Annotated in this window: 23 protein-coding genes and 7 pseudogenes; 23 read left to right on the top strand and 7 right to left on the bottom strand. The window is 32.7% G+C overall.

The genetic code is table 11. From position 1 onward, the window contains the following. Positions 1-13: 13 nt before the first annotated feature. Positions 14-583 carry a CBO0543 family protein gene (locus L8T27_RS26585; RefSeq protein ID WP_237944270.1) on the bottom strand — a complete coding sequence of 190 codons (570 nt, stop codon included), beginning with the start codon at positions 581-583 and terminating at the stop codon, positions 14-16. Between the two features lie 521 nt (positions 584-1,104). Between L8T27_RS26585 and L8T27_RS28890 the strand changes: the two genes are divergently transcribed. From L8T27_RS28890 to L8T27_RS26520, 14 genes and pseudogenes are all read left to right on the top strand, one after another. Continuing rightward, a complete protein-coding gene (locus L8T27_RS28890; protein ID WP_328040855.1) occupies positions 1,105-1,542 on the top strand; it encodes a DUF3231 family protein in 438 nt (145 codons plus the stop codon). A 49-nt stretch (positions 1,543-1,591) separates the two neighbouring features. Then, positions 1,592-2,155 carry a DUF3231 family protein gene (locus L8T27_RS28885; protein ID WP_328040854.1) on the top strand — a complete coding sequence of 188 codons (564 nt, stop codon included), beginning with the start codon at positions 1,592-1,594 and terminating at the stop codon, positions 2,153-2,155. A 152-nt stretch (positions 2,156-2,307) separates the two neighbouring features. Further along, a pseudogene (locus L8T27_RS26575) lies at positions 2,308-2,695 on the top strand (DUF302 domain-containing protein). A gap of 240 nt (positions 2,696-2,935) precedes the next feature. After that, complete coding sequence (locus tag L8T27_RS26570) at positions 2,936-3,196, top strand: metal-sensitive transcriptional regulator (RefSeq protein WP_127742315.1); 261 nt, start codon at positions 2,936-2,938, stop codon at positions 3,194-3,196. 78 nt (positions 3,197-3,274) lie between these two features. Then, on the top strand, positions 3,275-3,502 hold the full coding sequence (locus L8T27_RS26565; RefSeq protein ID WP_237944269.1) for a sulfurtransferase TusA family protein: 228 nt from the start codon (positions 3,275-3,277) through the stop codon (positions 3,500-3,502). Between the two features lie 60 nt (positions 3,503-3,562). After that, entirely contained in the window at positions 3,563-4,042 is a 480-nt protein-coding gene (locus L8T27_RS26560; protein ID WP_127742319.1) for a DsrE/DsrF/DrsH-like family protein, read from the top strand. Between the two features lie 43 nt (positions 4,043-4,085). Beyond that, positions 4,086-4,448 carry a rhodanese-like domain-containing protein gene (locus L8T27_RS26555; RefSeq protein WP_237944268.1) on the top strand — a complete coding sequence of 121 codons (363 nt, stop codon included), beginning with the start codon at positions 4,086-4,088 and terminating at the stop codon, positions 4,446-4,448. A gap of 27 nt (positions 4,449-4,475) precedes the next feature. Beyond that, entirely contained in the window at positions 4,476-4,772 is a 297-nt protein-coding gene (locus L8T27_RS26550) for a rhodanese-like domain-containing protein (protein WP_182104616.1), read from the top strand. A 53-nt stretch (positions 4,773-4,825) separates the two neighbouring features. Beyond that, the gene (locus L8T27_RS26545) at positions 4,826-5,401 is read left to right on the top strand and encodes a sulfurtransferase TusA family protein (RefSeq protein WP_237944267.1); all 576 of its coding nucleotides are present in this window, start codon (positions 4,826-4,828) and stop codon (positions 5,399-5,401) included. An 18-nt stretch (positions 5,402-5,419) separates the two neighbouring features. After that, complete coding sequence (locus L8T27_RS26540; protein WP_233315226.1) at positions 5,420-5,815, top strand: DsrE/DsrF/DrsH-like family protein; 396 nt, start codon at positions 5,420-5,422, stop codon at positions 5,813-5,815. Positions 5,816-5,861: 46 nt separating this feature from the next. Continuing rightward, a complete protein-coding gene (locus tag L8T27_RS26535) occupies positions 5,862-6,989 on the top strand; it encodes an MBL fold metallo-hydrolase (RefSeq protein ID WP_245400154.1) in 1,128 nt (375 codons plus the stop codon). A gap of 23 nt (positions 6,990-7,012) precedes the next feature. Continuing rightward, positions 7,013-7,240 (top strand): sulfurtransferase TusA family protein, encoded by a 228-nt coding sequence (locus L8T27_RS26530; RefSeq protein ID WP_237944266.1) that lies wholly within the window; start codon positions 7,013-7,015, stop codon positions 7,238-7,240. A 50-nt stretch (positions 7,241-7,290) separates the two neighbouring features. Next, complete coding sequence (locus tag L8T27_RS26525; RefSeq protein ID WP_237944265.1) at positions 7,291-8,067, top strand: sulfite exporter TauE/SafE family protein; 777 nt, start codon at positions 7,291-7,293, stop codon at positions 8,065-8,067. Between the two features lie 479 nt (positions 8,068-8,546). After that, positions 8,547-8,957 carry a ferritin-like domain-containing protein gene (locus L8T27_RS26520; RefSeq protein WP_237944418.1) on the top strand — a complete coding sequence of 137 codons (411 nt, stop codon included), beginning with the start codon at positions 8,547-8,549 and terminating at the stop codon, positions 8,955-8,957. Positions 8,958-8,996: 39 nt separating this feature from the next. Here the strand turns inward: L8T27_RS26520 and L8T27_RS26515 are convergent. After that, positions 8,997-9,707 (bottom strand): annotated as a pseudogene (locus tag L8T27_RS26515) (DUF421 domain-containing protein). 124 nt (positions 9,708-9,831) lie between these two features. On the opposite strand from L8T27_RS26515, the gene L8T27_RS26510 reads away from it, so the two are divergent. Both L8T27_RS26510 and L8T27_RS26505 read left to right on the top strand, forming a co-directional pair. Then, positions 9,832-10,026, top strand: coding sequence for a hypothetical protein (locus L8T27_RS26510; RefSeq protein WP_237944264.1), 195 nt, complete (start codon positions 9,832-9,834; stop codon positions 10,024-10,026). 283 nt (positions 10,027-10,309) lie between these two features. Continuing rightward, positions 10,310-10,780 (top strand): DUF2231 domain-containing protein, encoded by a 471-nt coding sequence (locus L8T27_RS26505; protein ID WP_237944263.1) that lies wholly within the window; start codon positions 10,310-10,312, stop codon positions 10,778-10,780. A 251-nt stretch (positions 10,781-11,031) separates the two neighbouring features. Here L8T27_RS26505 and L8T27_RS26500 read toward each other — a convergent pair. Further along, positions 11,032-11,418: pseudogene (locus L8T27_RS26500) on the bottom strand (ferritin); the annotation flags it as partial. Between the two features lie 449 nt (positions 11,419-11,867). Between L8T27_RS26500 and L8T27_RS26495 the strand changes: the two are divergent. Next, positions 11,868-13,727, top strand: coding sequence for a beta-glucoside-specific PTS transporter subunit IIABC (locus L8T27_RS26495; RefSeq protein WP_237944262.1), 1,860 nt, complete (start codon positions 11,868-11,870; stop codon positions 13,725-13,727). Positions 13,728-13,776: 49 nt separating this feature from the next. Here the strand turns inward: L8T27_RS26495 and L8T27_RS26490 are convergent, their stop codons facing one another. Further along, positions 13,777-14,820: an AraC family transcriptional regulator gene (locus tag L8T27_RS26490; protein WP_237944261.1), complete on the bottom strand. Its 1,044-nt coding sequence runs from the start codon at positions 14,818-14,820 to the stop codon at positions 13,777-13,779. Between the two features lie 122 nt (positions 14,821-14,942). Between L8T27_RS26490 and L8T27_RS26485 the strand changes: the two genes are divergently transcribed. From L8T27_RS26485 to L8T27_RS26470, 4 genes and pseudogenes are all read left to right on the top strand, one after another. After that, complete coding sequence (locus tag L8T27_RS26485; protein WP_237944260.1) at positions 14,943-17,546, top strand: glycosylhydrolase-like jelly roll fold domain-containing protein; 2,604 nt, start codon at positions 14,943-14,945, stop codon at positions 17,544-17,546. A 207-nt stretch (positions 17,547-17,753) separates the two neighbouring features. Next, positions 17,754-18,032, top strand: a complete 279-nt coding sequence (locus tag L8T27_RS26480) for an SDR family oxidoreductase (RefSeq protein ID WP_237944259.1) — start codon at positions 17,754-17,756, stop codon at positions 18,030-18,032. Between the two features lie 308 nt (positions 18,033-18,340). Then, positions 18,341-18,986 (top strand): annotated as a pseudogene (locus tag L8T27_RS26475) (2OG-Fe(II) oxygenase). A 529-nt stretch (positions 18,987-19,515) separates the two neighbouring features. Continuing rightward, positions 19,516-19,707: a hypothetical protein gene (locus tag L8T27_RS26470; RefSeq protein WP_237944258.1), complete on the top strand. Its 192-nt coding sequence runs from the start codon at positions 19,516-19,518 to the stop codon at positions 19,705-19,707. 99 nt (positions 19,708-19,806) lie between these two features. Here the strand turns inward: L8T27_RS26470 and L8T27_RS26465 are convergent. Beyond that, positions 19,807-20,931: pseudogene (locus tag L8T27_RS26465) on the bottom strand (IS3 family transposase). 322 nt (positions 20,932-21,253) lie between these two features. On the opposite strand from L8T27_RS26465, the gene L8T27_RS26460 reads away from it, so the two are divergent. Then, complete coding sequence (locus L8T27_RS26460) at positions 21,254-21,505, top strand: hypothetical protein (protein ID WP_237944257.1); 252 nt, start codon at positions 21,254-21,256, stop codon at positions 21,503-21,505. A gap of 907 nt (positions 21,506-22,412) precedes the next feature. Here the strand turns inward: L8T27_RS26460 and L8T27_RS26455 are convergent. Next, a pseudogene (locus L8T27_RS26455) lies at positions 22,413-22,937 on the bottom strand (methyl-accepting chemotaxis protein); the annotation flags it as partial. On the opposite strand from L8T27_RS26455, the gene L8T27_RS26450 reads away from it, so the two are divergent. Beyond that, entirely contained in the window at positions 22,937-23,176 is a 240-nt protein-coding gene (locus tag L8T27_RS26450) for a PAS domain S-box protein (protein ID WP_237944256.1), read from the top strand. The pseudogene L8T27_RS26455 and the gene L8T27_RS26450 sit on opposite strands and share 1 nt — an antisense overlap. A gap of 325 nt (positions 23,177-23,501) precedes the next feature. On the opposite strand, the pseudogene L8T27_RS26445 reads toward L8T27_RS26450, so the two are convergent. Continuing rightward, a pseudogene (locus L8T27_RS26445) lies at positions 23,502-24,137 on the bottom strand (IS110 family transposase); the annotation flags it as partial. Positions 24,138-24,201 lie beyond the last annotated feature (64 nt).

Raw genomic sequence — 24,201 nt, 5'->3', positions numbered from 1 at the left:
ATCTAAAGAAGATTTATTTTTTTGACGTTTGATTTTTAATTATAATGAATAATTTGGTAACCCAATAAGCTATGTATGCAACTGCAATATCAATCAGAAAGAGGTATGTTAACTTCATTCCCTTATACATTATTAGCAATTCTACTTTCTTTGATAGGTAACCAAAAGCATAAGCAAATAAAGCAGAAAGTAATATTGTATAAAGATGGAAATTATTACCTTTATTAGAGCAATATTGATATAAAAGCATAAAACAGACAGGTAGTAAGACAGCTGTAACAGTAATACCCATAGGAAGAAAATGTGTAAATCCATGGGGATGAATTAAGTAATTGTTTTGAGATAATATGCTATCAATATTTGACCAAGTAACATGAACTATTAACCCGAAAAAACAGATTTCAAATAATCGTTTTCTATCTATTTTAAAATAAAGCATGGTTAAGGGAATTAAGATTGACAGGATATTAAACCAAAAATACCAAGTCTTCCAATTAGAATATTTCATCCAGTGATCCACACGTAGTTCACTAATTCTTTCTTTATAATCAAAAATTGATTGTAGAATATCTTGTTCGTTCAATCAAATCACTCCGTATAATAATCTTTAACTTGATAATTATATTTCCCAAAAAGAGTTCTTTTTATTTTTGTACAAGGTACATTATTTCTGAAAGAGTTCTTTAATTTCTATACCTGAAAAAATTGAACTGATATTAAGTAGTGTTTTAAAAAAAAGGGGGGCGTTGATCCAGTAAAGAAAATGCAATTTTTGCTCTCTCACAAACAGGGCAGCATTCCTGTAATAAATGAAAAAATAGCTTATGGGAGAAACATGGCAGGATAGTTTTTGTGAAAATATATTAGAGGTTCAATTCAAATGGATTTTGGAAAAACAAGACGAATATCTACGCTTTAATAACTATAAGGAATAATATATACAAACACTTCACTACTCGAAGTATTTCTTTTGTATTCCTAATACGATTTTTATCGCTTCTAGGTTCTCATTTTAGAAGCGATAGCCAAAAAGTATTTCTTTACTATTAGCATAATTATCTTTATTAAGGTTAATCTAAATCAAAAAGATAAGGTGATTATTGCATGAATGTTTTAAACCCTATGGATATTTTAAAACCATTAGAATTAAACCAGGTTAAAATAGATGAAACTAATTCTTTAACATCAGTTGAAATGGGTAAACTTTGGGCCACTTATATTGGTAACAGTATGACTTCTCAAATAATAAGCTATTTTCTACAACATTGTGAAGATGAATATATAAGAATGTTGTTAGAGAATGGTCAATCCTTGTCTAAGGATTTTATTCAAAGAATAGAAAAAATATTTAATGATGCAAATTTCCCTATACCATCTGGCTTTAATGATGAAGATGCAAGCTTAGGTGCTCCTCGTTTATACCAAGATGAATTTTATGTGCATTATTTAAAGTATGTAGCAAAGACAGGACTTAGTATATATGCTATTGCTGTTCCTATAATCATGAGAGAGGATATAAGAGAATTCTTTATTTTATTGTAATCAATGCACCAGTATCTTCTTAGGCCAGATCAAGATCAATAGTGTCCTAATGGGTAAAAAATTAATAATCAAACCACCATCTATTCCAACACCAAAGAACAATGACTTTATAAACAAACAAAGCTACTTAAAAGGTTTTATTGGAGATATTAGACCTTTACATGCATTAGAAATAACTCACTTATACGATAACATTGAAAATAATACAACAAGCCGAGCATTATTGTTGGGATTTTATCGTACGGTAAGAGAGGAAAAGGTTAAAGCATTGTTTAAAAGAGGTCTTGATATGACTGATAAATCGGTTAAGAAATATATGGAAAAATTTCATCGGGATAACTTGCCAACCCCGACCTTTCTAGATCATTTAGTGACAACTTCCAGCTTTCCCGCATTTTCAGATAAACTTATGTTATTTCATAAAGTCGACATGTTTACAATGAAAATTAGGGCTTTGGGCAATTCAATTGCGGTAAATGGGCGAAGAGATGTTGGATTGATGTATGGTAGAAGTCTCGTCAACCTTGGTATATTTGTAGACGATGGAGCTAATATCTTAATAGAAAATGGGTGGATGGAATCACCTCCGAAGGCAGATAATAGTATGTATTAATAGTAACTTATTTAGGATTCCTATTTATTTTATAGGTCAATTTGTAAATTCAATCGTCCTTCAGATTAGATTTGAAAGAAGTCAATTTATAATTAGTACAAAAGTAAGAGATATTGTAGCAATTATTTAAAGAAAAGAAGGTAGTGTTTAGTGTGTTTGATTATACAGTTCTTACAAATAAAAGCGTAAATTATACTATAACTAGGTTAGAGGGAAGCTTAAAAGAAGAAAATTTTGGTGTTTTGTGGATGTTTGATATTAAGGAAAAGCTTAAAGAGAAAGGGTTAGAATTTCAAAAAGAGTTCAAAGTTTTAGAAGTATGCAATCCAGATGAAGCACATAGGGTGCTAAACGGAAATGGAATGGCAGGATACTTTTTACCTTGTAAAATTGTTGTTTATGAAGATAATGGACAAACAAAGATAAAATGCCTAGGCCAACTGCACTGATAAGCCTTCTAAATGATAAGGACATGGAGTTATTTGCTAAAGTATAGAAGAGCGTTTAATTAGATGTATTGATAAATGTGTATCATTTTAAATGGAATTACTTCTTAACGCCATATATATCCTTTTTGACCGCTAAACTAATTGCGGTCTTTTTTATAAAATTCTTTATTGACAATATACCTATAGGGGTATATTATAAAGCTTGTAAGTGAAATTATTTCATTTGCTTATACTTTATCAATGAAAACCTGATATAAATTGCTGAAAATTAAAACACTAATATAAATGGCATCATTACATGATGATTTACTATAAAAGGGGAGGAAGAAAAATGGATTATAATGAACAAATAAAAAATAGAGTCAAACGTATAGAAGGACAGTTAAGAGGAATTTTGAAAATGATGGAAGAGAATAAAGATTGCAAGGAAGTAATTACACAATTATCTGCATCAAGAACTGGAATTGACCGAACAATAGGATTGATTGTTAGTTCAAATTTAATTGAATGTGTTCGGGAAGCTGATAAAAATGGTGAGAATACAGAGGAATTAGTAAAAGAAGCTGTAAACCTACTTGTAAAAAGCAGATAAGAAAGAGTTGACACCTTCTCTTTTTTTAATTATTATATATACCCATAGGGGTAGTGGTATTGGAAAGGATGATTACTAGTGAAATTCGACAAATTGTTAGATGCAAAAGGATTAGCATGTCCGATGCCAATTGTAAAAACAAAAAAGGCAATGACTGAACTTGAAACTGGTCAAATATTAGAAATTCATACAACAGATAAAGGGGCAATAAATGATTTTTCAGCCTGGTCTAAAACAGTAGGTCACGAATTATTGAGTCAAAAAGAAGAAAATGGTGTATTGAAGTTTTGGATTAAAAAAGGATAATTTTTTGCTTTTTATAATACCCATGCGGGTATGGGTTAAATTAATACTGGAGGTAACAATATGACTGAAAAGAAAAAAACAACCATTGTACTATTTAGTGGTGATTATGATAAAGCAATGGCTGCTTACATTATAGCTAATGGTGCTGCAGCTTATGATCATGAAGTAACTATTTTTCACACTTTTTGGGGTTTAAATGCTTTACGTAAGGACGAAGATATTGCAGTAAAAAAAGGGTTTATGGAAAGAATGTTTGGCAAGATGATGCCTAGAGGTGCTGATAAAATGGGGTTATCCAAAATGAACTTTGCTGGAATGGGTCCTAAGCTGATTAAGGATATTATGAAAAAGCATAACGCTATGCCTTTACCACAATTAATTGAAATGGCTCAAGAACAAGATGTAAAACTTGTAGCTTGTACCATGACAATGGATTTATTAGGACTAAAACAAGAAGAGTTATTAGGTAACATAGAATATGCAGGTGTTGCTGCTTATTTAGCGGATGCTGAGGATGGAAATGTTAATCTATTTATCTAACTAGATAAAAGTATAAGTTCTCTTGATTAAAGGAGGTTTTAATATGACATATTTAAATTATCTTGTCCTTGCATTGGTACTATTTTTCATAATAAGAAGGTTTTTACCAATAAAGGGAATTAACAATATTACCACTAATCAATTAAAAAAAGAAATAAATAATAAGAACAAACAATTTGTAGATGTTCGAACAAATGGAGAGTTTAAAGGAAACCATATTAAAGGTTTTAAAAATATACCACTCCATCAACTTGCTCAAATAGCAGAAAAGGAACTTTCAAAGGAAAAAGAAGTTATCGTAATTTGTCAAAGTGGAATGAGAAGTCAACGAGCAAGTAAAGTCTTAAAAAGGTTAGGTTTTAAAAACGTAACTAACGTCAAAGGCGGCATGGGTGCTTGGTTTTAAAATAAACAGAAGGAGAAGAACTAACTAATGAAACAAATGACTGTAAAAGAAGTAGAGGCTCTAATAAACGAAGGAAAGAAATTAAATATTATTGATGTGCGAGAGGTGGATGAAGTTGCCACTGGGAAAATACCAAGTGCTATAAATATCCCATTAGGTTTAGTTGAGTTTCGCATGCATGAATTAGATAAGACTATTGATTATATCATCGTTTGCCGTTCTGGTGCAAGAAGTGGTCGTGCCACACAATTCCTTGAAGATTATGGATTTAATGTGATTAATATGACTGGTGGAATGCTTGCTTGGGAAGGAAAAGTAGAATAAATTTTTTTAAAACTAATAATACCCTAACAGGTATAAGTGATGGAGGCTGAAAAATGGAGAACTTAAAAGCAAATACAATTTTAGATGCAAAAGGTTTAGCATGTCCGATGCCAATTGTTAAAACAAAAAAAGAAATGAAAAACTTAGAGGCAGGGCAAGTATTGGAAGTTCAAGCGACGGATAAAGGCTCTAAAGCAGACATGAAAGCGTGGGCTGAAAGCACTGGACATCAATATCTAGGAACAATAGAAGAAGGGGAAGTGCTGAAGCATTATTTGCGTAAATCTTCTAATGAAGAATCGAATGAAAAAAAACACCCAAATATTATTAGCAATGAAGAACTAGAAAAGAAAATAGATGTGGATAAGAACATTGTAGTTATTGATGTTAGAGAAAATGCAGAATTTGCTTTTAACCATATTCCTAACGCTATCTCTATCCCATTGGGAGAATTGGAAAACAAAATGAATGTTTTAAACAAAAATGATGAAATTTATATAGTTTGTCGAACAGGAAATCGTAGCGATCTTGCTGCGCAAAAGTTAACTGAAAATGGATTTAATAATGTAATTAATGTTGAACAAGGTATGAGTCAATGGAGTGGGAAAACAAGTAGTATAAATGATTAAAAAATGGGGGAATTAACGATGAACAAAAAAGTAGCAATTATTGCAAGTAATGGTGGATTATTTGATGCTTATAAGGTTTTTAACATTGCAACTGCGGCAGCAGCAACTGATCAAGAAGTATCTGTTTTCTTTACTTTTGAAGGGTTGAATTTGATTCATAAGGAAGCATATAAGCACTTAATCATGCCTGAAGGTAAAGAACAGCTTGCTGAAGGATTTATTAAAGCGAATGTACCTTCCATTCCAGAATTAGTGTCTATGGCAAAAGAAATGGGAGTTAATTTTATAGGCTGTCAAATGACAATGGATGTTATGGGATTAGAAAAAGAAAATTTTGTCGATGGAATGGAAGTAGGCGGAGCAGTAACATTTTTGGAATTTGCAAAGGATGCAGATGTAACTTTAACTTTTTAAAATTATATATTTTTTTAAATAAAATAATACCATAGGGGGTATAAAGATGACTGTTTACGTAATGACTTCAAAAGATGTGACGAAAAAAGTTTTGAATAAAGAAGAGTTGTTTATTCTTGATGTTCGTAATGAGAGTGATTTTAAAGATTGGAAGATTGAAGGAGAAAACATTGAATATTTAAATGTTCCTTATTTTGAATTACTTGATGGGGTGGATGAAATTATAGGTGAAATCTCCACTAAGAAAGAAGTACTAGTTGTTTGTGCAAAGGAAGGATCATCTGTAATGGTAGCAGAAATGCTTTCTGATGTTGGATTAAATGTTTTCTATTTACAGGGTGGAATGAAGGCATGGAGTGAGCATTTAGAACCAGTTAAGATTGGTGACTTGAATGATGGTGGTGAAATTTATCAATTTGTTCGAGTAGGTAAAGGATGTCTATCCTACATGGTGTTATCAGAAGGAGAAGCAGTAGTAATCGATTCAACGCGTATGACGGATATCTATCTTGATTTTGCAGTAAGTAAGGGAGTGAAAATTAGACACGTATTTGATACGCACCTTCATGCAGACCATATTTCCGGAGGACGTACAATTGCTGAGAAAACTGGTGCTGTCTATTGGTTACCACCTAAGGATGCAACGGAAGTGACTTTTTCTTACCAGCCATTAGAAGATGGAAATGATGTAACAATTGGTAATACAACCATTAATATTGCAGCATTGTATTCACCTGGACATACGATTGGATCAACTTCATTTATTGTGGATGATAAATACTTGCTTTCAGGTGATATTTTGTTCATTGATTCTATCGGAAGGCCTGATCTTGCAGGTATGGCAGAAGACTGGGTCAGTGATTTAAGAGAGACATTGTATAAACGCTACAAAGAATTGTCTGGTGAACTAATTGTTCTACCAGCACACTTTATGATTATAGACGAGTTAAATGAGGATGGTAGCGTAGCAGAAAAACTTGGAAAATTGTTTACAAAAAACCATGGACTCAATATCGATAATGAAAACGAGTTTAGAAAATTAGTAACTGAAAACTTGCCGCCACAACCAAATGCATATCAAGAAATTCGTGAGACAAATATGGGGAAAATAAACCCGGAAATAGATAAACAACGTGAGATGGAAATTGGACCTAACCGTTGTGCCGTTCGTTAATTATAAAATAGGAGGAATAACAAATGAATTCAAATAAAGTATTAGATGCAAAAGGGTTAGCGTGCCCAATGCCGATTGTAAAGACAAAAAAAACAATGGGAGATATGGAAACAGGTGAAGTATTAGAAGTCCATACAACAGATAAAGGAGCGCTAAACGATTTAACAGCTTGGGCTAAATCAGGAGGACATGAATTAATAAAACATGAAGACGAAAATGGAGTATTAAAATTCTGGATTAAAAAGGGTTGAAAATAAAGGGGACCAAATAAGGTTCCCTTTTTCTAAAGAGGTGTAACAACATGGATATTACTATTATAGCTACAATTTTTGTAATTGGATTTGTTGGTTCTTTTATTTCTGGGATGTTAGGAATTGGTGGTGCTATCATCAACTATCCCATGTTGCTATATATACCAGTAATGTTAGGCGCAGGACATTTTACGGCCCATGAAGTTTCAGGGATTACTGCCATTCAAGTGTTTTTTGCAACACTCGGAGGTGTTTTAGCCTATCGTAAGGATGGATTTCTAAATAAAACGTTAATCATTTACATGGGAGTAAGCATATTAACTGGAAGCTTTATTGGGGGACTCAGTTCGACTCATATGCCGGAGAATGGAATAAATATTGTTTATGGAATCTTAGCTCTTATTGCCGTTATTATGATGTTTCTTCCTAAAAGAGGGGTTGAGGATATTCATTTTGATCAAATAAGGTTTAACAAATGGCTTGCATCCTTGTTTGCGTTCATAGTGGGTATTGGTGCAGGGATTGTAGGTGCAGGAGGAGCATTCCTTTTAGTACCTATTATGCTTGTAGTCCTAAAAATACCAACAAGAATGACCATTGCATCCTCGTTAGCCATTACATTGATTTCATCTATTGGGGCTGTTTCAGGCAAAATCGTAACAGGAAATATACCAATACTTCCTGCGGTTATTATGGTTGTGGCTAGCTTAATTGCTTCTCCTTTAGGTGCCAAATTGGGTAAAAAAATTAACATAAAAGTGTTACAAGGGACAATGGGTCTATTAATTTTAGCAACAGCAGTGAAGACATGGTTATCTATCTTATGAAAAATAAATTTGCATAAATTTAATGATTACTAACCATATAATAATCCAAGGAAATAAAATTAAAAAACTGCAGAATACTGCAGTTTTTTCTATATAATCGATGGTACAAAGAGAAGTTAGGATTTTAGTACGTCATAATAAATGTCACCTTATATGAAAGTTTTTTCAAAAAATGTATTTTTTAACTAATTTTAGTTGGAATAACAACTACACAAATACCCATTCTTAAATAGACAACCTACCCTTACCTGAACCATGCATAATATGAATTAAAAAATGGAGGTAAGTATATGTATCCTTCTGTAACAACTGGCCTAAATGGAGTAGTCTATCAGGGATATTCTCATGCTCATCACGGTCCTTGGGGGCAACCTTTACATTGCTCTGGTCCTTCCTGTCACGTTCATTTTGGTCAAAAAATGTATAACATACCACATCCACCAATGTCTCCAATTGGTTATTATCAATATCTTGGACCAATGGTTCCAGCAGCTCATAGACAAAACGACATTATTCCTTTAATTGAGAAATCTATAGATGGTGAGTTTTCTGCAATAGCGTGCTACCAACAACTAATTAATATGGCACCTAAAAGAGAACAAAAAGAAATAATCACTGAAATTAGGAAAGATGAAATGAGACATTTAAATACATTTTCTAAAATTTATAGTCAACTAACAGGCAGAAAATACAACCCGAAATTAACAGAGGAGTGTCCTAATAACTTTAAAGCTGGATTAGATTTTGCTTTTCATGATGAACAAAAGACAGTTGACCATTATTTAGAAATAAGTTCCAAAACAGATAATGAATATATAAGAGAGCAATATAAAAGAGCAGCCAGTGACGAACAAAACCATGCGGTATGGTTTCTATATTTTTTAAAATAAAATTCAAAGCTTATTAATGTAAAGTTAAAATGTTAGATTCTACTCTTTATCTATGGGTGAACTAATAAAATCATTATAACAATCAATATAAAGATTATCTTGTACAAGTAGAACGGCATAGAACACATCTTTTAAGTCTAGTTGACGTTTTTTAAGTTCTTCATCCAACCACTGTGTTGAAAGGTTATTTTGTAGCAAATTTTCTGTTATGACCTTTCCATCCATAATTAATTCTATTGGTAGTTTTTTTTCAGAAGCTATGTATAAGTGCATGTCCTGCATGGTAACATTTCGATACTATGGTTTTTTTAATACAGTTAAAGTACCTTTAGTCTCAACCAATGCATATAGCACTTCGTGTATATTAAAGACATCTTTCTCTCTTAATTGTTGATTTAAATAGTCAATTGTATAACGCATTTTTTTCATATTGTCCTCTAATATCTTACTATTTTGTATAACTATAGTAGGATCTCCTGATAGAAATTTTCTTAATTTACGATTTTTCATTGCTATCACCGCAGTTAGTATAGCTGTAAAAATGAAAATGAAAAAGGCGAGGAGCAAGTGGTGTATTTTAATATCTAAATTAAAAGCCAAGTTACCTGTAATCGCTCCAATAGAAATAGCAGATATAAAATCAAAAATTCTCATTTGAGAAATGGTTTGTTTGCCTAATAAATGGGAGCCAATTAATAGCATGATAAATGCACCTATAGATCGCAGGATAACCTCATATTGTTCCGCCATTGTTTCCTCCTAAGATAATTTCATATTTTGTATTTTTCACTATTAATTAGTTATTATTCTTCATGAATTATTGTCTAGAATAGAGTCGTTTATGTTAAATGTTAAGACACATAAGGAGGTAATTATGATGAATATATTGTCTTATACAAGACATATAGGAGTTGGCCATTTTGGGCATGTAGGCCCAATTGGACACATTGGTATAAGTGGTATTGGACATCATGGCTATGTAGGTCCTATTGCTCCTATAGGCTATGTTGGAACCCCATATTGGTTTGCTAAACCATATGGTTATGGTCTAGTAGCAATAATTTTTTGAAGCCTTTTATATCTTGTTAACTATAGAAGGAAAACTATTCGTTATTTTCAAAAAGGAAAGAGAAACTTCTGTATAGATGATTCTCTTCTAGTTACATAGCGATTTAGTGTAAAAACTTATTTGAAATTCATAGAAGGTGCTGTTCTAGCTTCACCCCAATCCTATTGTTTCTACTATAAGGTTAAGCTATTAAAATCCTCATAATAGAGAATACAACTAAGAATAAAAGGAAAGCTATAAATAAAGAAGGAAAAGGATTCTTGTTACAGAAAGGAAAAGTAAAATGATAAATGAAATAATTTCACATCCTCATCCTATAGTTGTTCACTTTCCTATCGTCATAATTACTCTTGCAGCACTATACGATTTATTATTTGCAGCTTTTAAACATACACCATCTCGTAATGGAGATTGGCTATGGCTATTTGCTTTTATTAGTGCGTGGATAGCTATTGGAACTGGTCCTGGGCATGATGCTCAGGGTAATACTAATCTCTTTCAATATCATGATAAACTAGCGACCATTACTACTTGGCTAAGCTTGTTTGTTGCTTTATTTCGATTTTATTTTGTAATAAAGAAGAAAAATATGGGTAACCAGTGGCTAGTAATAGGAACTATATTATCTATGGTATGCGCAATTGGAATCCTTTCAGTAGGATATTTTGGAGGGAAGATGGTATACGACCAAGGAATTGGTGTGAAAATTGAAGGGGAATATGTAAACCCACCTAGAAGCTTTACGGATAATTAGAAATACTCAGGAAACGAATATTCAATTTTATACATAGATTTTTTATGGAGCTAAAGTTGTTTAAAATTAATTCTATTGAATTAGCGGTTAATTTTTATTGGTCTATATAATTAGAAGACCTAGGAGTTGGTTACTTTCAGGTACCTTTTAAATTAATGAAATTGCAAATCAAGGGTATGTCATGTCAGAAATCTCTCCTATAGACCTTTCTATAGGAGAGAGAGTCACCATTATGGAGTAGCTAAGTATAATTAACCTGCAGCAGGAGCAGCAGGAGTTGTTCTAGCTCCTAGTTCTTGATCTACGAGTAACAACGCAGAAGGATTATTCTGAACAAGATTAAGGCGATCAGTAATCGTTTTAGCTTGTGCTTCTTCATCAATCTGCTCTCTTAAAAAATCTTGAACAATTACAGCAGCTTGTGGGTCTACTTGATTAACATAATTAAAAGCTTTACGGTAAGAGTTTGTCACAAACTGTTCATGTTCTAATACCTTTTGAAAAGTCTCTAAGGGAGTACCGAAGTCACTTGGTGGAGCGGGAAGGTTAGTTAGCTGGACTGTACCATCACGATCAACAACAAAATCCACTAATTTAAGCATGTGAGTTCTTTCCTCATCTGATTGCAATCGTAACCAGGTTTACACTATAGTTTGTGCTCAAGGTGGAAAAAAACAAACGATTAGTGACCAACAATTGTTAGATCTTGCAAAAGCATTTAATGTAAAACCAAGAGCAGGAATACTAAATTTTACTGTGAAATTATAAATTAAATTTATTTATAATGAAAACAAAAGAATAGAGTATCGTTTTTTAAGACTCTTCCTTTTGTTTTCTTATAATGTTTGCAAGCGCTATAATACATGTTAAGTTTGGTAACTAAAGTGATTAAGAAATAGAGGTATTTTTAAAAATGTATTATTGCTAAAATACATTCATAAGCTTATAACTTTAAAAAGAATACAAGTATTTGTATTTGTAGAATTATTTTTTTGAAAAATGAAAACGCTTAAAAATGGTTTTTCTTACTAGTAAGGGAGTTCTTATCAGATGTGAATGAGGATAAAGATTTTAAGGAGGAGTTCCTATGGAGAAACATCAGTTAGCTACTGAAGTTATTCGCTTAATTGGTGGAAAAAATAATGTTAATAATGTCGTTCATTGTGTTACTCGACTAAGATTTACCTTGAAAGATAATGCAATTGCTGATACGGAAGCTATAAAAGATTTAGATGGAGTCCTAACAGTTGTCGTTAGTGGAGGACAGTACCAAGTTATCATTGGAAATAAAGTAAAAGAGGTATATAAAGAAGTAGGCAATATACTAGGAGATTCATTCTTATCAGAAGAAAGACAAGCGCAAGATCCTGTGAAAAAGAATGCATTTAACCGCTTAATTGATATTATCATAGGTATTATCACACCAATTATCGGTACAATGGCTGCGGGAGGTATTATTAAAGGATTATTAGGTGCAGCAACAGCACTAGATTTAATGGAAACTACAAATGGAACTTATATTCTTTTAAACGCTTTAGGGGATAGTATTTTTTACTTCTTACCAATTATTGTAGGATTTTCAGCAGGTCGTAAATTTAAAGGAAACCCATACATTCCAGCTGCAATTGGAGGAGCATTAGTATATCCAGCAATTGTTGCAGCATATCAAGCTGGTGAAGCTTTATCGTTCTTTAAGATTCCAGTTATATTAGCCAGCTATACATCATCCCTGTTTCCAGTTATTTTTGCAGCATGGTTAGCAGCTATAATAGAAAGATGGTTAGAACAAAGATTAGTTCCTTCAATTAAGTTAATATTTGTTCCATTGATTACTATATTTATTACAGGTACTGTTACTTTCTTAGCAGTTGGTCCTCTGCTAACAGAATTTAGCCAACTACTTGCTAGCGTTACAATGGGTATATATGATTTTGCACCAATTATTGCTGGGATACTCTTAGGCGGATTATGGCAAGTTATTGTTATTTTTGGTTTGCATTATGCCTTTATTCCAGTATTAATCAATAATATAACTACGTTAGGTTCAGACCCAGTGAATGCAATTTTAAATGTGACTATCTTTGCTCAAGCTGGTGCGGCATTGGGAGTTTTCTTAAAAACAAGAAATCAATCTTTAAAAGGAATATCAGGATCAGCGACTGTTTCTGCTCTCTTAGGGGTTACAGAGCCAGCTATTTATGGTGTATCCCTAGCATACAAAAGAGTGTTTGTAATGGCTGGAATTGCAGGTGCAATAGGTGGTGGTATAACCGCTGTAATGGGTGCTAAGATGTTTGGTTTTGGAGCAAGTGCACTATTTTCAGCTCCACTATTTATCAATCCAGAAGGTGTCGACTCTAGTTTTTACGCTTTTATCATAGCATCTTTAGTAGCTTTAATTGGAACGGCAATCTTAACGTATCTTTTCGGATTTAAAGATACTAATATTAAAAATAAAAATGCAAAGAAAGTTCAAACTAATAAAGTGGAAGATAAGGCTATTTATACTTCCATTCAAGGTACTATTATTCCGATTGGGGAAGTGAAAGATGAGGTATTTTCTAGTGGTTCTATGGGATCAGGTTTTGCCATTATCCCAGAAGACAAGAATGTTTATGCACCTTTTGATGGGAATGTTTTATCCGTTTTCAATACGAAGCATGCAATTGGTCTAATTTCGGACGATGGAGTAGAATTACTTATTCATATGGGAATTGATACGGTGGAACTGAAAGGTGCTCCATTCGATATTAAAATAAAAGAAAATGATCGAATTAAAAAAGGCCAGTTAATTGCAGAAGTAGATTGGGAATGGATTAAACGTGAAAATTATGACACAACCACACCTATTATTGTAACTAATACACAAGACTATGAATCTTTAGATTTAAAGTTTGATCAAAGTATAAATATGGAATCCGGGAAATTAGTTATGACAATTAATTAAACTTACAAGTAAAGATAAAGCCCTGTTGGTAGTACTAACAGGGCTTTATCTATTGCAAATTCCCTTTACGGAATTCACTGGGAGTTTGCTTGAAATAGGAAGTGAATTTTTTGTAAAAAAAACCAAGATTTTGGTAACCAACTTCATTTGCAATTTCGTTCACTGTTAATGATGTATTCGTTAATAGAATACAAGCCCTAGTCATACGTTGTATTTGAATTAATTCTTTAAATGTACGACCGGTAGATTTTTTTATAAAAGAGCTAAAATAGTTGGGATGAAAATTAAAGTAATTTGCTGTTGAAATAAGTGTGCAATCTTTATAATTGTCCTCTAAGTATTTAAGTATTTGTATTAAGTTATTTTCAGAAGAGCTTCCATGTAACATTGCTTGATTTCTTTGAAAAGTTCTAAGCATTTCACTAAATAAGATGACAATGTAGGATTCTATTATTTCTTTTGAGCAAATATCAGGTTCAAAGTATTCACACATTAGATTCTCAACTGTTTCTTTGAAAATAGATTCTATTCCAGTATGAAAGACGATAAAGCGGTTATGATCTTGTGTTTGAGAAATAGCATTGATAAGAAAATTCGATATGATACCAGTGCTACCTAATCTACTTAAAAAAGCAGTAGTGAAAAAGGATTTTAGCATAATAAAGTTAATGATTATATCATTCTCAGAAGTTTCTAAAACAGAGTGAGGTACATTTGTATCTAATATAGAAATATCCCCTTCTTGTAAAGTAAGAAGTTTACCATTAATAATTTGTTTACACTCACCTTTATAAACGTAAGTCATTTCAACATAATTATGGATATGTGTCGGTATAAGTGAATATCTTGAATGCTGTGTAATAGCAATTTGATGATTTAAATATTGGTTATTTATATTATATGGAAACTTAGTATTCTTTTGAGTCATTTCATATAAATCTTGGTCAAAATCAAAAAGCAAAACTTCTTCTCCGTTAGATCTTACTTTCTTGACCTTTTCGTAAATACTTAAACCAGAAGTGGGATTTTTCTTGTGACGCATTTCACTTTCAGATAATTGTATAAGTAATTTTCTTAACTCATCTCTAGTCATATTTACCTCCTCTTAGTAGATTATAGAAACTTAAGTTTGGTAAGTCAAATGGTTAAGTATTAAATCAAACAACAGTGTAAAATAGAAGAATAAACTTAATAAATTATAAGGACTGAATTCTTATGAGAAAATTAATAGAGGTATTAAATAATAATCAAGATAACTATATTTTGCCTTTTCTATGGTTGCATGGAGAAGAAGAAACGATATTAAGAGAACAAATTGAAAAAATCCATGATACAGGTATTCGAGCAATATGTGTTGAATCAAGACCACATCCTGAGTTTGTTGGGGAGAAATGGTGGAGAGATATGGATATTATAATGGATGAAGCAAGAAAACGAAATATGAAGGTTTGGGTTTTAGACGATGCTCATTTCCCGACAGGTTCTGCTAATGGCAAGATTGTAAAGAATTATCCGGATAAAATGAAACAGTATCTAAAAGTTCATTCGTTAGATTTTGTTGGTCCACTGCAAGATGCATCCACACTTGTAAAATGGGGAAGTCCAGGTAACAAGTTATCGTTAGATGGAATTATGCATGCAGTTCCTGATGAAGTGATTGCCGTTATAGCAGCAAAGAGAACTGGAGATAATAGCATTGATTCACAAACTTTGGTGAATTTAAGTTCACAAGTCCAAGACGGTGTTTTATATTGGGATATTCCTGAAGGAGATTGGCGAGTTTTTGTTCTACTCAAAACAATTTATGGTGGAGAAAAACATACGGAAGGATACTTAAATCCATTAGTACCAGAGGCTGTACAGGTTTTAATTGAAGAAGTGTATGAGCCACATTTTAAGAGGTATAAAGATGATTTTGGGGAAGCGTTCGCAGGATTCTTTTCCGACGAACCGAGATTTGGAAATATGCATGGATCTGATGGATCTATTGGTAGATATGAAATGGTATTTCCATGGAGAGAAGGTCTTGATAAGGAGTTTACAGACGAGGAATTCTTACAACTAACCTTACTTACTCCAATTGAGGCAGAAGGTGTTGAACATCAAATTCGATATAAATATATGGATTTAGTAAGCCGATTGTATGGTGAAGTTTTTACCGGAACACTTGGGACTTGGTGCCGTAATCATGGTATTGAATATATAGGTCATCTTATTGAAGATAATAATTCTCATGCAAGATTAGGTTATGGCACTGGTCATTATTTCAGAGGTTTATGGGAACAAGATATGGCTGGACTAGATGTAGTTTTAAATCAAATTATGCCTGGTATGGACAAAGGAACATTCAAATCAATGACAGCCAAAGGTTGGGATGGGGAATTTTTTCATTACGGAATGACGAAAATGGGTGCATCTTTAGGACATTTGGATCCAAAGAAGCATAACAGAACAATGTGCGAAGTTTACGGTGCATATGGATGGTCAGAGGGTATTAAATTAATGAAATGGATTACGGATCACATGTTAGTAAGAGGGGTAACTCATTTTGTTCCTCATGCATTTACAGCTAAAGCTTTTCCAGATCCAGATTGTCCACCTCATTTCTATGCAGATGGCTATAATCCACAATATCGCTTTATGCATATTTTATTTAATTATTTAAATAGAGTAAGTCATTTATTAAATGATGGAAAGCATATAGCTAGTACGGGGTTACTTTATCACGCAGAAGCAGAATGGCTTGGAGATTATATGCTTTTTCAAAAGCCTGCACGTGAATTAATGCAGAATCAAATCGATTTTGATGTAATTTCTATCGATTTAATATGTGAAGCAGTTATTGAAAGCAGCCAATACTCTATTAATGGTGAGTATTTTAAAGCTATTGTGATTCCTTATGCAGAATCATTACCTCAAAAGTTAATAGACAAATTAATGGAATTTAAGTTAGCAGGTATTAAGGTATTCATTATTGACGCATTACCAAGTAGAAATGAATTTGGAGCAGAATTTAAAGAGAATGAGTTTAATGACATAGAAATTGTCTCTCTAAAAAATCTGGCAAAAACATTATTTAGTAATGAAATTTATGATATTAAAACAAGTGAAAAACAACCATATTTGCGTTCTTATCACTATCAACATGTAGATTCAAACGTGTATATGTTATTTAATGAAGATCCTTATAAGAAAATTGAAACAAACATCACGCTTTCAACTGATAAATCTGTTGTAGCTTATAATGGATTTTCGAACCAGATAGAAGCAGTTAAACAAACATTAATAGATGGAAAAAGAGTAGTCTCAATAGCTTTAGAAGCATATCAATCTATTATTCTAATAGAAAGTGAAGAACTAGTTCCACCTGCACTTGAATACAGTACGAATAAAACTATTTCAGGTAATTGGAAAGTCTCTTTTACTTCTTCTAAAAACTATCCTGAATTTGATTCTGTTGTTGACTTACCAGAATTACAGGATATTGCAAAATTAAAAGAGTACGAAACCTTTGCTGGCACCATTCGATATGAAATTAACTTCCAGTTAGATGAAAATTGTCCAGAAGATTTTGCATTGAATTTGGGAAGAGTTTATGAAGTGGCAGAAGTTTGGGTAAATGATCAGTATATTGGTTCAAGTATTGCTCCTCCATACGTATTCAGTTTATCTAAAGAATTAGTAAAGGGTGAGAATAACCTTATAATTGAAGTAACCAATAATTTAGGGAGACAACAACAGGATTATTTATCACAGTATATGGTTTTAGAACCAGTTGGTTTATTAGGACCAATACATTTATTAAAAAATGAGAGATAGTTCATTATATGATTTGTAAACTGATTGATGTGAATGGTATATAGAAATAATCAATAAATTTATACTTTACCAAAGAATTAGGATTATGAAATAACGCAATAATTTCGAATGATAAATAAGGAGATTTAAAATTGAATTTTAACAATAAAGTTATTATTGTTACTGGAGCACCAAGTATGGTTTTATATAATTGATCTAAGTGCTGTAATGAGTATTAATAAGATAGCAAATCTTGAAGCAGCAATTCATAATGTAGGAGTTAACACTGTTAATCCAGGTGAAAATGATGCTGTTACAAAGAAACGATATGGGGAACCTGAAGAAGTAGCTAGTGTCATAGCATTTGTATTATCTGATGGATCTTCTTACATTACTTCATCTTCCTATACTATTGATGGTGGTTTCTTAAGGCTTTACAATAATAAATGTTTAAAAATTAAGCGAAAAAGGAGTCGAAATATTTCGACTCCTTTTTCGCTTGAATAATTTCTTGTTATTATTAACGATAATAATTTCAGTTGAAAATGCGTCTAATAACTTGGTATATAAGGGGTTAGACGCAATTTTTGTTAATTTCAATTTCATTCTAAGAAGGATTAACGCTTATTTAGGGGGTAACGAACCGAATAATTGTATCCGCAAACCTATATCATATCTTTTTTATTTGATTAATTTCGTAAAGATGGTGGTTATTGATTAAGATAGGAATAATTTGTTTTTTATGGTACTTTATAAACGAGACGTTGTTTAGCTACGGTAAGATTTTTTGAAATAAATTATAAGGAGTGAAACAAATGAAAACAAGTATCAATGAAGAATCTATTTTTTATCAAAGTGGAGATCACATTATTGTAGATGACAGAAAAATAAATATTGTTACTAAATTTGATGAACCCCTAATAGTTGTTTTAGATAATGTTTTAAGCGATCAAGAATGCAATAAATTAATTGAATTTTCTAAAGATAATTTAAAACGCTCTAAGATTAGTTCTTCTGGAGAAGGAGAAGTGAATGATATTAGAACAAGTAGTAGTATGTTTTTCCAAGGAAACGAAAACGATATTCTTGAAAAATTAGAAAAAAGAATTTCCGCTATAATGTGTATTCCTATTGAACATGCTGAAGGTATCCAAATTCTTAAATATACACCTGGTCAAGAATATAAAGCACATTTTGATTTTTTCAATTCTGCTAGTAAAGCTGCTAAAAACAATAGAATTAGCACACTCGTTATTTATTTGAATGATGTGGAAGAAGGTGGAGAAACCTATTTCCCAAAATTAAATCTGTCCATATCCCCTAAAAAAGGAAGCGCTGTATATTTTGAGTATTTTTATAATAATGAAGATAAATGAGTTAACTTTACACGGTGGAGCTCCTGTTATCAAAGGAGAAAAATGGGTAGCTACTCAATGGATGCGAAAACAAAAAATCAGATAAAGCAACTATAATTATAGTTTACATTAAAATAAGAATTAGTGAATAGTAGGAAGAAGTAGATTATTACTATAAGGTTTTCCATGGACAGATGAAGTACGAAATTTGCTAATTCGTCTTGGGCAATTAAATTTAGTGTTGGATAAATTTGTCCGTAACTAATTTTTCAAAAATGATTTTACTCTGATCAATGAACTGTTTTACCGCAAAAGTTGATATGTTCCTCTATCAATTTTATTATCATTAAATTCTTCACCGGCACCTGTACCAAATATGCCATTAATAATTTCACAATGATAAAAATACTGTAAACCTAAATTCATATTTTGCAATGCATTTATTGAGCTTCACTTCTAGCCCTAATACCTCAATTGTTTCTCTTTTTGTACCTATGGTTTGATATTGAAAAGATGTTATCTATTGATATAAGACCTAAAGAAGTAGCTTTAAAGGTGGTTGAATTATTTGAGTAAATTAGAATTTTGGTTCCCCCGTATAGAAAAAAATTCAATAAGGAATAAGGTGGGAAAGATTGTTAAAGATTTTATTAACGTCAAATGGGTTTTACACAAGTGAAATAAAGCAACAATTTTTCCAGCTTATTGCTTATGAAGTAGTGCGTAAAAAGGCAACAGTTATTACTACTGCATCCCCGCAAAAACAAAACAATAAATTTGCTATTAAGGCCAGAGAGAATTTGTTAGGAAAGGGTTTAAAATTATAAGTCTGCGTTAAATTTTTTATTAACGCTTAATAATTTCAATTGAAAATGCGTCTAATTCCTTGGTATATAAGGGGTTAGACGTGGATTGTCAACATTAAATCAAACAGCTTTTTTAAGGGACGATTGTTTGTAGTCAATGGGGCTTACATAACCTAGTGTTCCATGGATTCGAAGCTTGTTATACCAGTTAACATAGTCACTGAATTCTAGCGTTAAATATTCTAAACTATCAAATTTCATTTGGCTAATAAACTCTGTTTTAATGATTTTAAATGTAGCTTCCGCTACAGCGTTATCATATGGACAGCCTTTCATGCTTAAAGAGCGACCAATCTGGAAGGCCGCTAACGTTTGGTCGATGAGCTGGTTTTTAAACTCGCTACCACGGTCGGTGTGGAACAGCTGGATATCCCGCAGATCACCTTGAATAGAAGAAAAAGCTCGTGCGACAAGGCTCGCATCTTTGTTGGTTCCTGTACTGAAACCAATGATTTCTCGATTAAAAAGATCGACAAAGATACATACGTAATGCCATTTATTTTTGACTTTAACGTATGTTAAATCACTGACCACTACTTTTTTTACTTCTGTCTGCTGAAACTTACGTTTCAATTCGTTTGCCTGAGCCGACTCATTACAGGGAGTTTTCTGTGGCTTGAACTGTGCTACTGTATAGGAGGAAACTAGCCCTTGCTCCTCCATGATACGGCCAATTCGTCTTCTAGAAACTGTAAATCCACGCTTGTAAAGCTCGACTTTAATCTTACGCGTGCCATAGGTGTTGCGATTTTGTTTAAAAATTTCTATAACAGTGCCTGTTACGTCGTCTTCTGACTGACGTTCTTTGGCCTCATAATAAATAATACGTACTACGTGAGATTTGTAGGACGCTGCACATTGCTGATACCGAGTATTTGTCTTTATTTTGCTTAATGACATTTACTTTCGTCCCATTATCAGCGCGGCTTGCTTTAAAATGTCGTTCTCCATTCTTAGCTGTTTTAGTTGCTTGCGGAGTTCTAAAAGTTCCTGTTGCTCAGAAGAACGATTGTCTTTTTCTTTAAAGGAACCGGAGGTTTCATCCTGGTTGATCCACCGGTCAAGAGATGACGGAGTCAGATCATATTCATCAATAATGGCTCGTTTCGTTTTTCCATTCTGGTATAGCTGCACCATTTGCTTTTTAAACTCAGGCGTGAAAGTACGGCGTTCTCGTTTTGTCATAGTGGGTTCTCCTCATCTGTTTTAGATCAAGTGTACGTGACCTTAATTTTTCTGTCCAGATAAGTGTAGACGCTCCAGACGCTTTTTTGTTATATTCAATTTCAATCTAAGAAGGATTAACGCTTGTTTTAGGAGTTAACGCTTATTTACTGCGTGAAACCTGTATAATTTATAGATAAGTGTAGGGTGAGGGAGTATTACAAATAAATGTGAGGCACTTTTTTATGTTACTAACAGGGTAGCATTCCTTTAATAAATGAAATGGAAGAAACGGGGCACTATGCTAAAATGAAGGAACTTCTAGTTATGGTGAGGGGGTTAAGTGATAGATAAACATTTTCTTAATAAAAAATGCGAAGGAACTAATTGTCAGTTAAGAGGTAGCCGCCCCTTAAAGAATTGGAAGAGGACAGAAATGAATTGGTATTGTGAAGAACACTTTCATGAATATGCTGCATTAAGAAAACAAAAGTTAAGTGCTTTTATTGAAAAAAATAGAGATCCTGAACAGAGGAAAAATCTTAGTGAAGAAGAATTAAGATTATACAAACATTACACGGAAGAAAATTCTTAATGCCAATTATATAATTGGCATTTTATTTGTACTATGAGTGTCATAACTTAATGTTACTGGGGATGTCTTGTGGTACTAAATGGGCAGCATTCCAATAAATGGAGAGAAACTTTCTTATGTCACAGCAGGGTGGGTTAACGCAAAAAGGTCAAAATTATTATGTTAAAGTGTTATATATTCTGGACTGAGATATATTGTGAAGGTTATCTAATTTGAAATTTTCATTGTAAATATTAAAAGTGGTAATGCAATCTGTGTTTTAGAGATTAACGGGGAAAAGCTTGAATTTCATCCTACTTTTCATTTAGATGCTCTCGGTGACTTTGTTTCATATTTAGCGTCAATACATCCATTATGTAAATTAAGTTGGAAAGAGGGGGCTTTTCATAAAATCACTGGAGGTATCGAGTGGCATACTGGTCCTTTTTTATTGCGTTGGGAATTCAAGCGTGATTTTGAAGAGTTAGAAATACTCATTACAGAAGTTCAAAGTCCTATTCCAGGTATAAAAACGGAATCCCAATTGGCCTAAAATGGTATTAAAGACGAAAGCAACTCCTGACCATAATGAAGGGGCTTTTACAGAATATGATTTTTACTATATAAAGTTAACAAGAGAAGAAGCTAAGATACTTTAATGCTAACCTTAGTAATAACTTTGAAGTGCTGTTGCATTTCTATCTAAACAAGGATATGAAAGAATAAAAAAACACATTGCTACGATGCAATGTGTTGATTCCAACTAAAGAAAGAAGGTATTCGTAACAATCCTTATGAAGCACCATACTTATTCCAATGTACATGGAATAAGTATGGTGCTTCAAGAAAGTAGTAGAAATTATAATTAATTATTTAGTAATATATAAAGAAGGTATATAAAGAAGGTCTACTATTAAAACAATTGCTTTTATTTGTGAGTTTTGAATTTAGAAACGGTATTGTTTAACTCTTCAGCTAAGTTTGCCAAAGCTTGTGATGTCGCCGCAGTTTGTTCACTTGCTGCTGCAGCTTCTTCACTTGTACCTGCAATACTTTCAACTGCTTTCATAACTTCAGATGACTGAGCAGATTGTTGCTCACTTGCAGATGCAATACTTTCAATTGCTTTCATTACATCAGAAGATTGTGCAGATTGCTGTGCACTCGCTGTAGCAATTTCCAAAGTTTTATCATGTGCTCGAGAAACCATATCTATGATTTGAGTAAATGCTTCGCCAGTACGATAAGTTGCATTTACCCCTTCGGCTACCGCAATTACACTAAGAGCTGTGCTATCCTGAATACCTTTTATTATTTCAGTAATTTCTTTTGTAGCATTACTTGACTGTTCTGCTAGTTTCCGAACTTCATCTGCTACTACTGCGAAACCGTTTCCTTGTTCACCTGCTCTGGCTGCTTCAATAGCTGCATTCAAATCTAACAGGTTACCCTTTGGAAAAATTGCTAGGTGGGTGCTCATTTGATTTAATAGATCCTAAAGACAAACAAAGTGTAATTAATGGATTTAAAGAAATAATAGAAGCTAAAAAAACAGCAAAGATGGAAGCTCATTTTTTGACAGCCAGTGGATATTCTATATTATTTGAAGGTGTTGGTACTCCGGTACTAGGGAAGAATGGAGCACCAGAACACTTTATTGTGGTTGGAAGAGATATTTCCGAAAAAGTATAAAGAAAAACAACATTCAAAAACGGAGACACTTTTTATGTCAAGTTGCAGCAGAACAACAATGAAGTGAAAAATACTTTAATTGAGTGGCTTATTAAAAAATTAGTAGGGAATTCATGTGAATGGCGTCCCTACTAAATTTATAGCTAAAAAAAGACTTTAGTAAAACAATAATAAAGGCTCACTAATCACTTATTTAAACAGTTAAGCTGCCACAAACGCTGTGCCGAGTCTGGATCTGTGGCCCAAGGAAGTACTCCTGGCATTTCCTGTGGTGTAGATACTGCTTTGGCAATGTTAACATCTAAACAGTAAACCCCACCTTTATCTTTAAGATTTGGACTTTTTCATCAATCCAGTTCTTAGATCCATTCTTATACAATTCTTTTAATCTAGTGGATAAAACATCTTTACTAGTTATTAAGATATCTTCTGATGAAGGATACTCTTGAAGAATAATTAATGAAACTAGAGAATATAAGTCACCAAAGACTCCCCTATATTCAGGGAATACTTAATCTAGAATCGCTTGGAATTGTAACTTTGTTTGTACATACATATCGGTTATATTTGAGTGCTGCCTTGTGAGATTACGTTGATTTAAGGTTCTTATTCCTCGTTTTTTATAAGGCTCTAATTCCTCTTTATAGAAAAGTTCATATAGACGATAGGCATCCACTGCAACTGTTTTTACTTTACGTAAGCTAGAGCTTTTTTTAATAAACAGTGATGCTCATCTAAATACTGAACAACTCGTTTATGATAATGTCCTGTAGATTCTAATACAACCGGAGGTTGTTGACCGGTTAACTCCTTGATTTCATTAAGAAAATCTAGTAACTTCCCTAATCCTTCTAAATCATGCTTATTATTAAAATTTTCACCAATAAGGTCTTCCTTTTTTTAAGAACCCTTGAACTTCACTTTCTCCTTTTGAAACATCCAGACCTACGACTGGATTCATACTAAATCTCCTCCTATATTTGCATATTTGCCGGTAACCCCTAATCCTTCTTATAGTGTCATAG

It is taken from the genome of Niallia sp. Man26 (assembly GCF_022049065.2).
Taxonomy (GTDB): Bacteria; Bacillota; Bacilli; order Bacillales; family Cytobacillaceae; genus Niallia.
Note: the sequence above shows the minus strand (reverse complement) of the source record. Positions and strands in the feature narration are given on the sequence as shown.

Excerpts from the sequence above, each read along its gene's own strand:
- L8T27_RS28890 (WP_328040855.1), top strand. The coding sequence starts at position 1,105 with ATGAATGTTTTAAACCCTATGGATATTTTAAAACCATTAGAATTAAAC.
- L8T27_RS26520 (WP_237944418.1), top strand. The coding sequence starts at position 8,547 with ATGGTTCCAGCAGCTCATAGACAAAACGACATTATTCCTTTAATTGAG.
- L8T27_RS26490 (WP_237944261.1), bottom strand. The coding sequence starts at position 14,820 with ATGACTAGAGATGAGTTAAGAAAATTACTTATACAATTATCTGAAAGT.
- L8T27_RS26555 (WP_237944268.1), top strand. The coding sequence starts at position 4,086 with ATGACATATTTAAATTATCTTGTCCTTGCATTGGTACTATTTTTCATA.
- L8T27_RS26540 (WP_233315226.1), top strand. The coding sequence starts at position 5,420 with ATGAACAAAAAAGTAGCAATTATTGCAAGTAATGGTGGATTATTTGAT.
- L8T27_RS26545 (WP_237944267.1), top strand. The coding sequence starts at position 4,826 with ATGGAGAACTTAAAAGCAAATACAATTTTAGATGCAAAAGGTTTAGCA.
- L8T27_RS26495 (WP_237944262.1), top strand. The coding sequence starts at position 11,868 with ATGGAGAAACATCAGTTAGCTACTGAAGTTATTCGCTTAATTGGTGGA.
- L8T27_RS26485 (WP_237944260.1), top strand. The coding sequence starts at position 14,943 with ATGAGAAAATTAATAGAGGTATTAAATAATAATCAAGATAACTATATT.
- L8T27_RS26550 (WP_182104616.1), top strand. The coding sequence starts at position 4,476 with ATGAAACAAATGACTGTAAAAGAAGTAGAGGCTCTAATAAACGAAGGA.
- L8T27_RS26510 (WP_237944264.1), top strand. The coding sequence starts at position 9,832 with ATGATGAATATATTGTCTTATACAAGACATATAGGAGTTGGCCATTTT.
- L8T27_RS26530 (WP_237944266.1), top strand. The coding sequence starts at position 7,013 with ATGAATTCAAATAAAGTATTAGATGCAAAAGGGTTAGCGTGCCCAATG.
- L8T27_RS26560 (WP_127742319.1), top strand. The coding sequence starts at position 3,563 with ATGACTGAAAAGAAAAAAACAACCATTGTACTATTTAGTGGTGATTAT.
- L8T27_RS26480 (WP_237944259.1), top strand. The coding sequence starts at position 17,754 with ATGAGTATTAATAAGATAGCAAATCTTGAAGCAGCAATTCATAATGTA.
- L8T27_RS26525 (WP_237944265.1), top strand. The coding sequence starts at position 7,291 with ATGGATATTACTATTATAGCTACAATTTTTGTAATTGGATTTGTTGGT.
- L8T27_RS26535 (WP_245400154.1), top strand. The coding sequence starts at position 5,862 with ATGACTGTTTACGTAATGACTTCAAAAGATGTGACGAAAAAAGTTTTG.
- L8T27_RS26570 (WP_127742315.1), top strand. The coding sequence starts at position 2,936 with ATGGATTATAATGAACAAATAAAAAATAGAGTCAAACGTATAGAAGGA.
- L8T27_RS28885 (WP_328040854.1), top strand. The coding sequence starts at position 1,592 with ATGGGTAAAAAATTAATAATCAAACCACCATCTATTCCAACACCAAAG.
- L8T27_RS26505 (WP_237944263.1), top strand. The coding sequence starts at position 10,310 with ATGATAAATGAAATAATTTCACATCCTCATCCTATAGTTGTTCACTTT.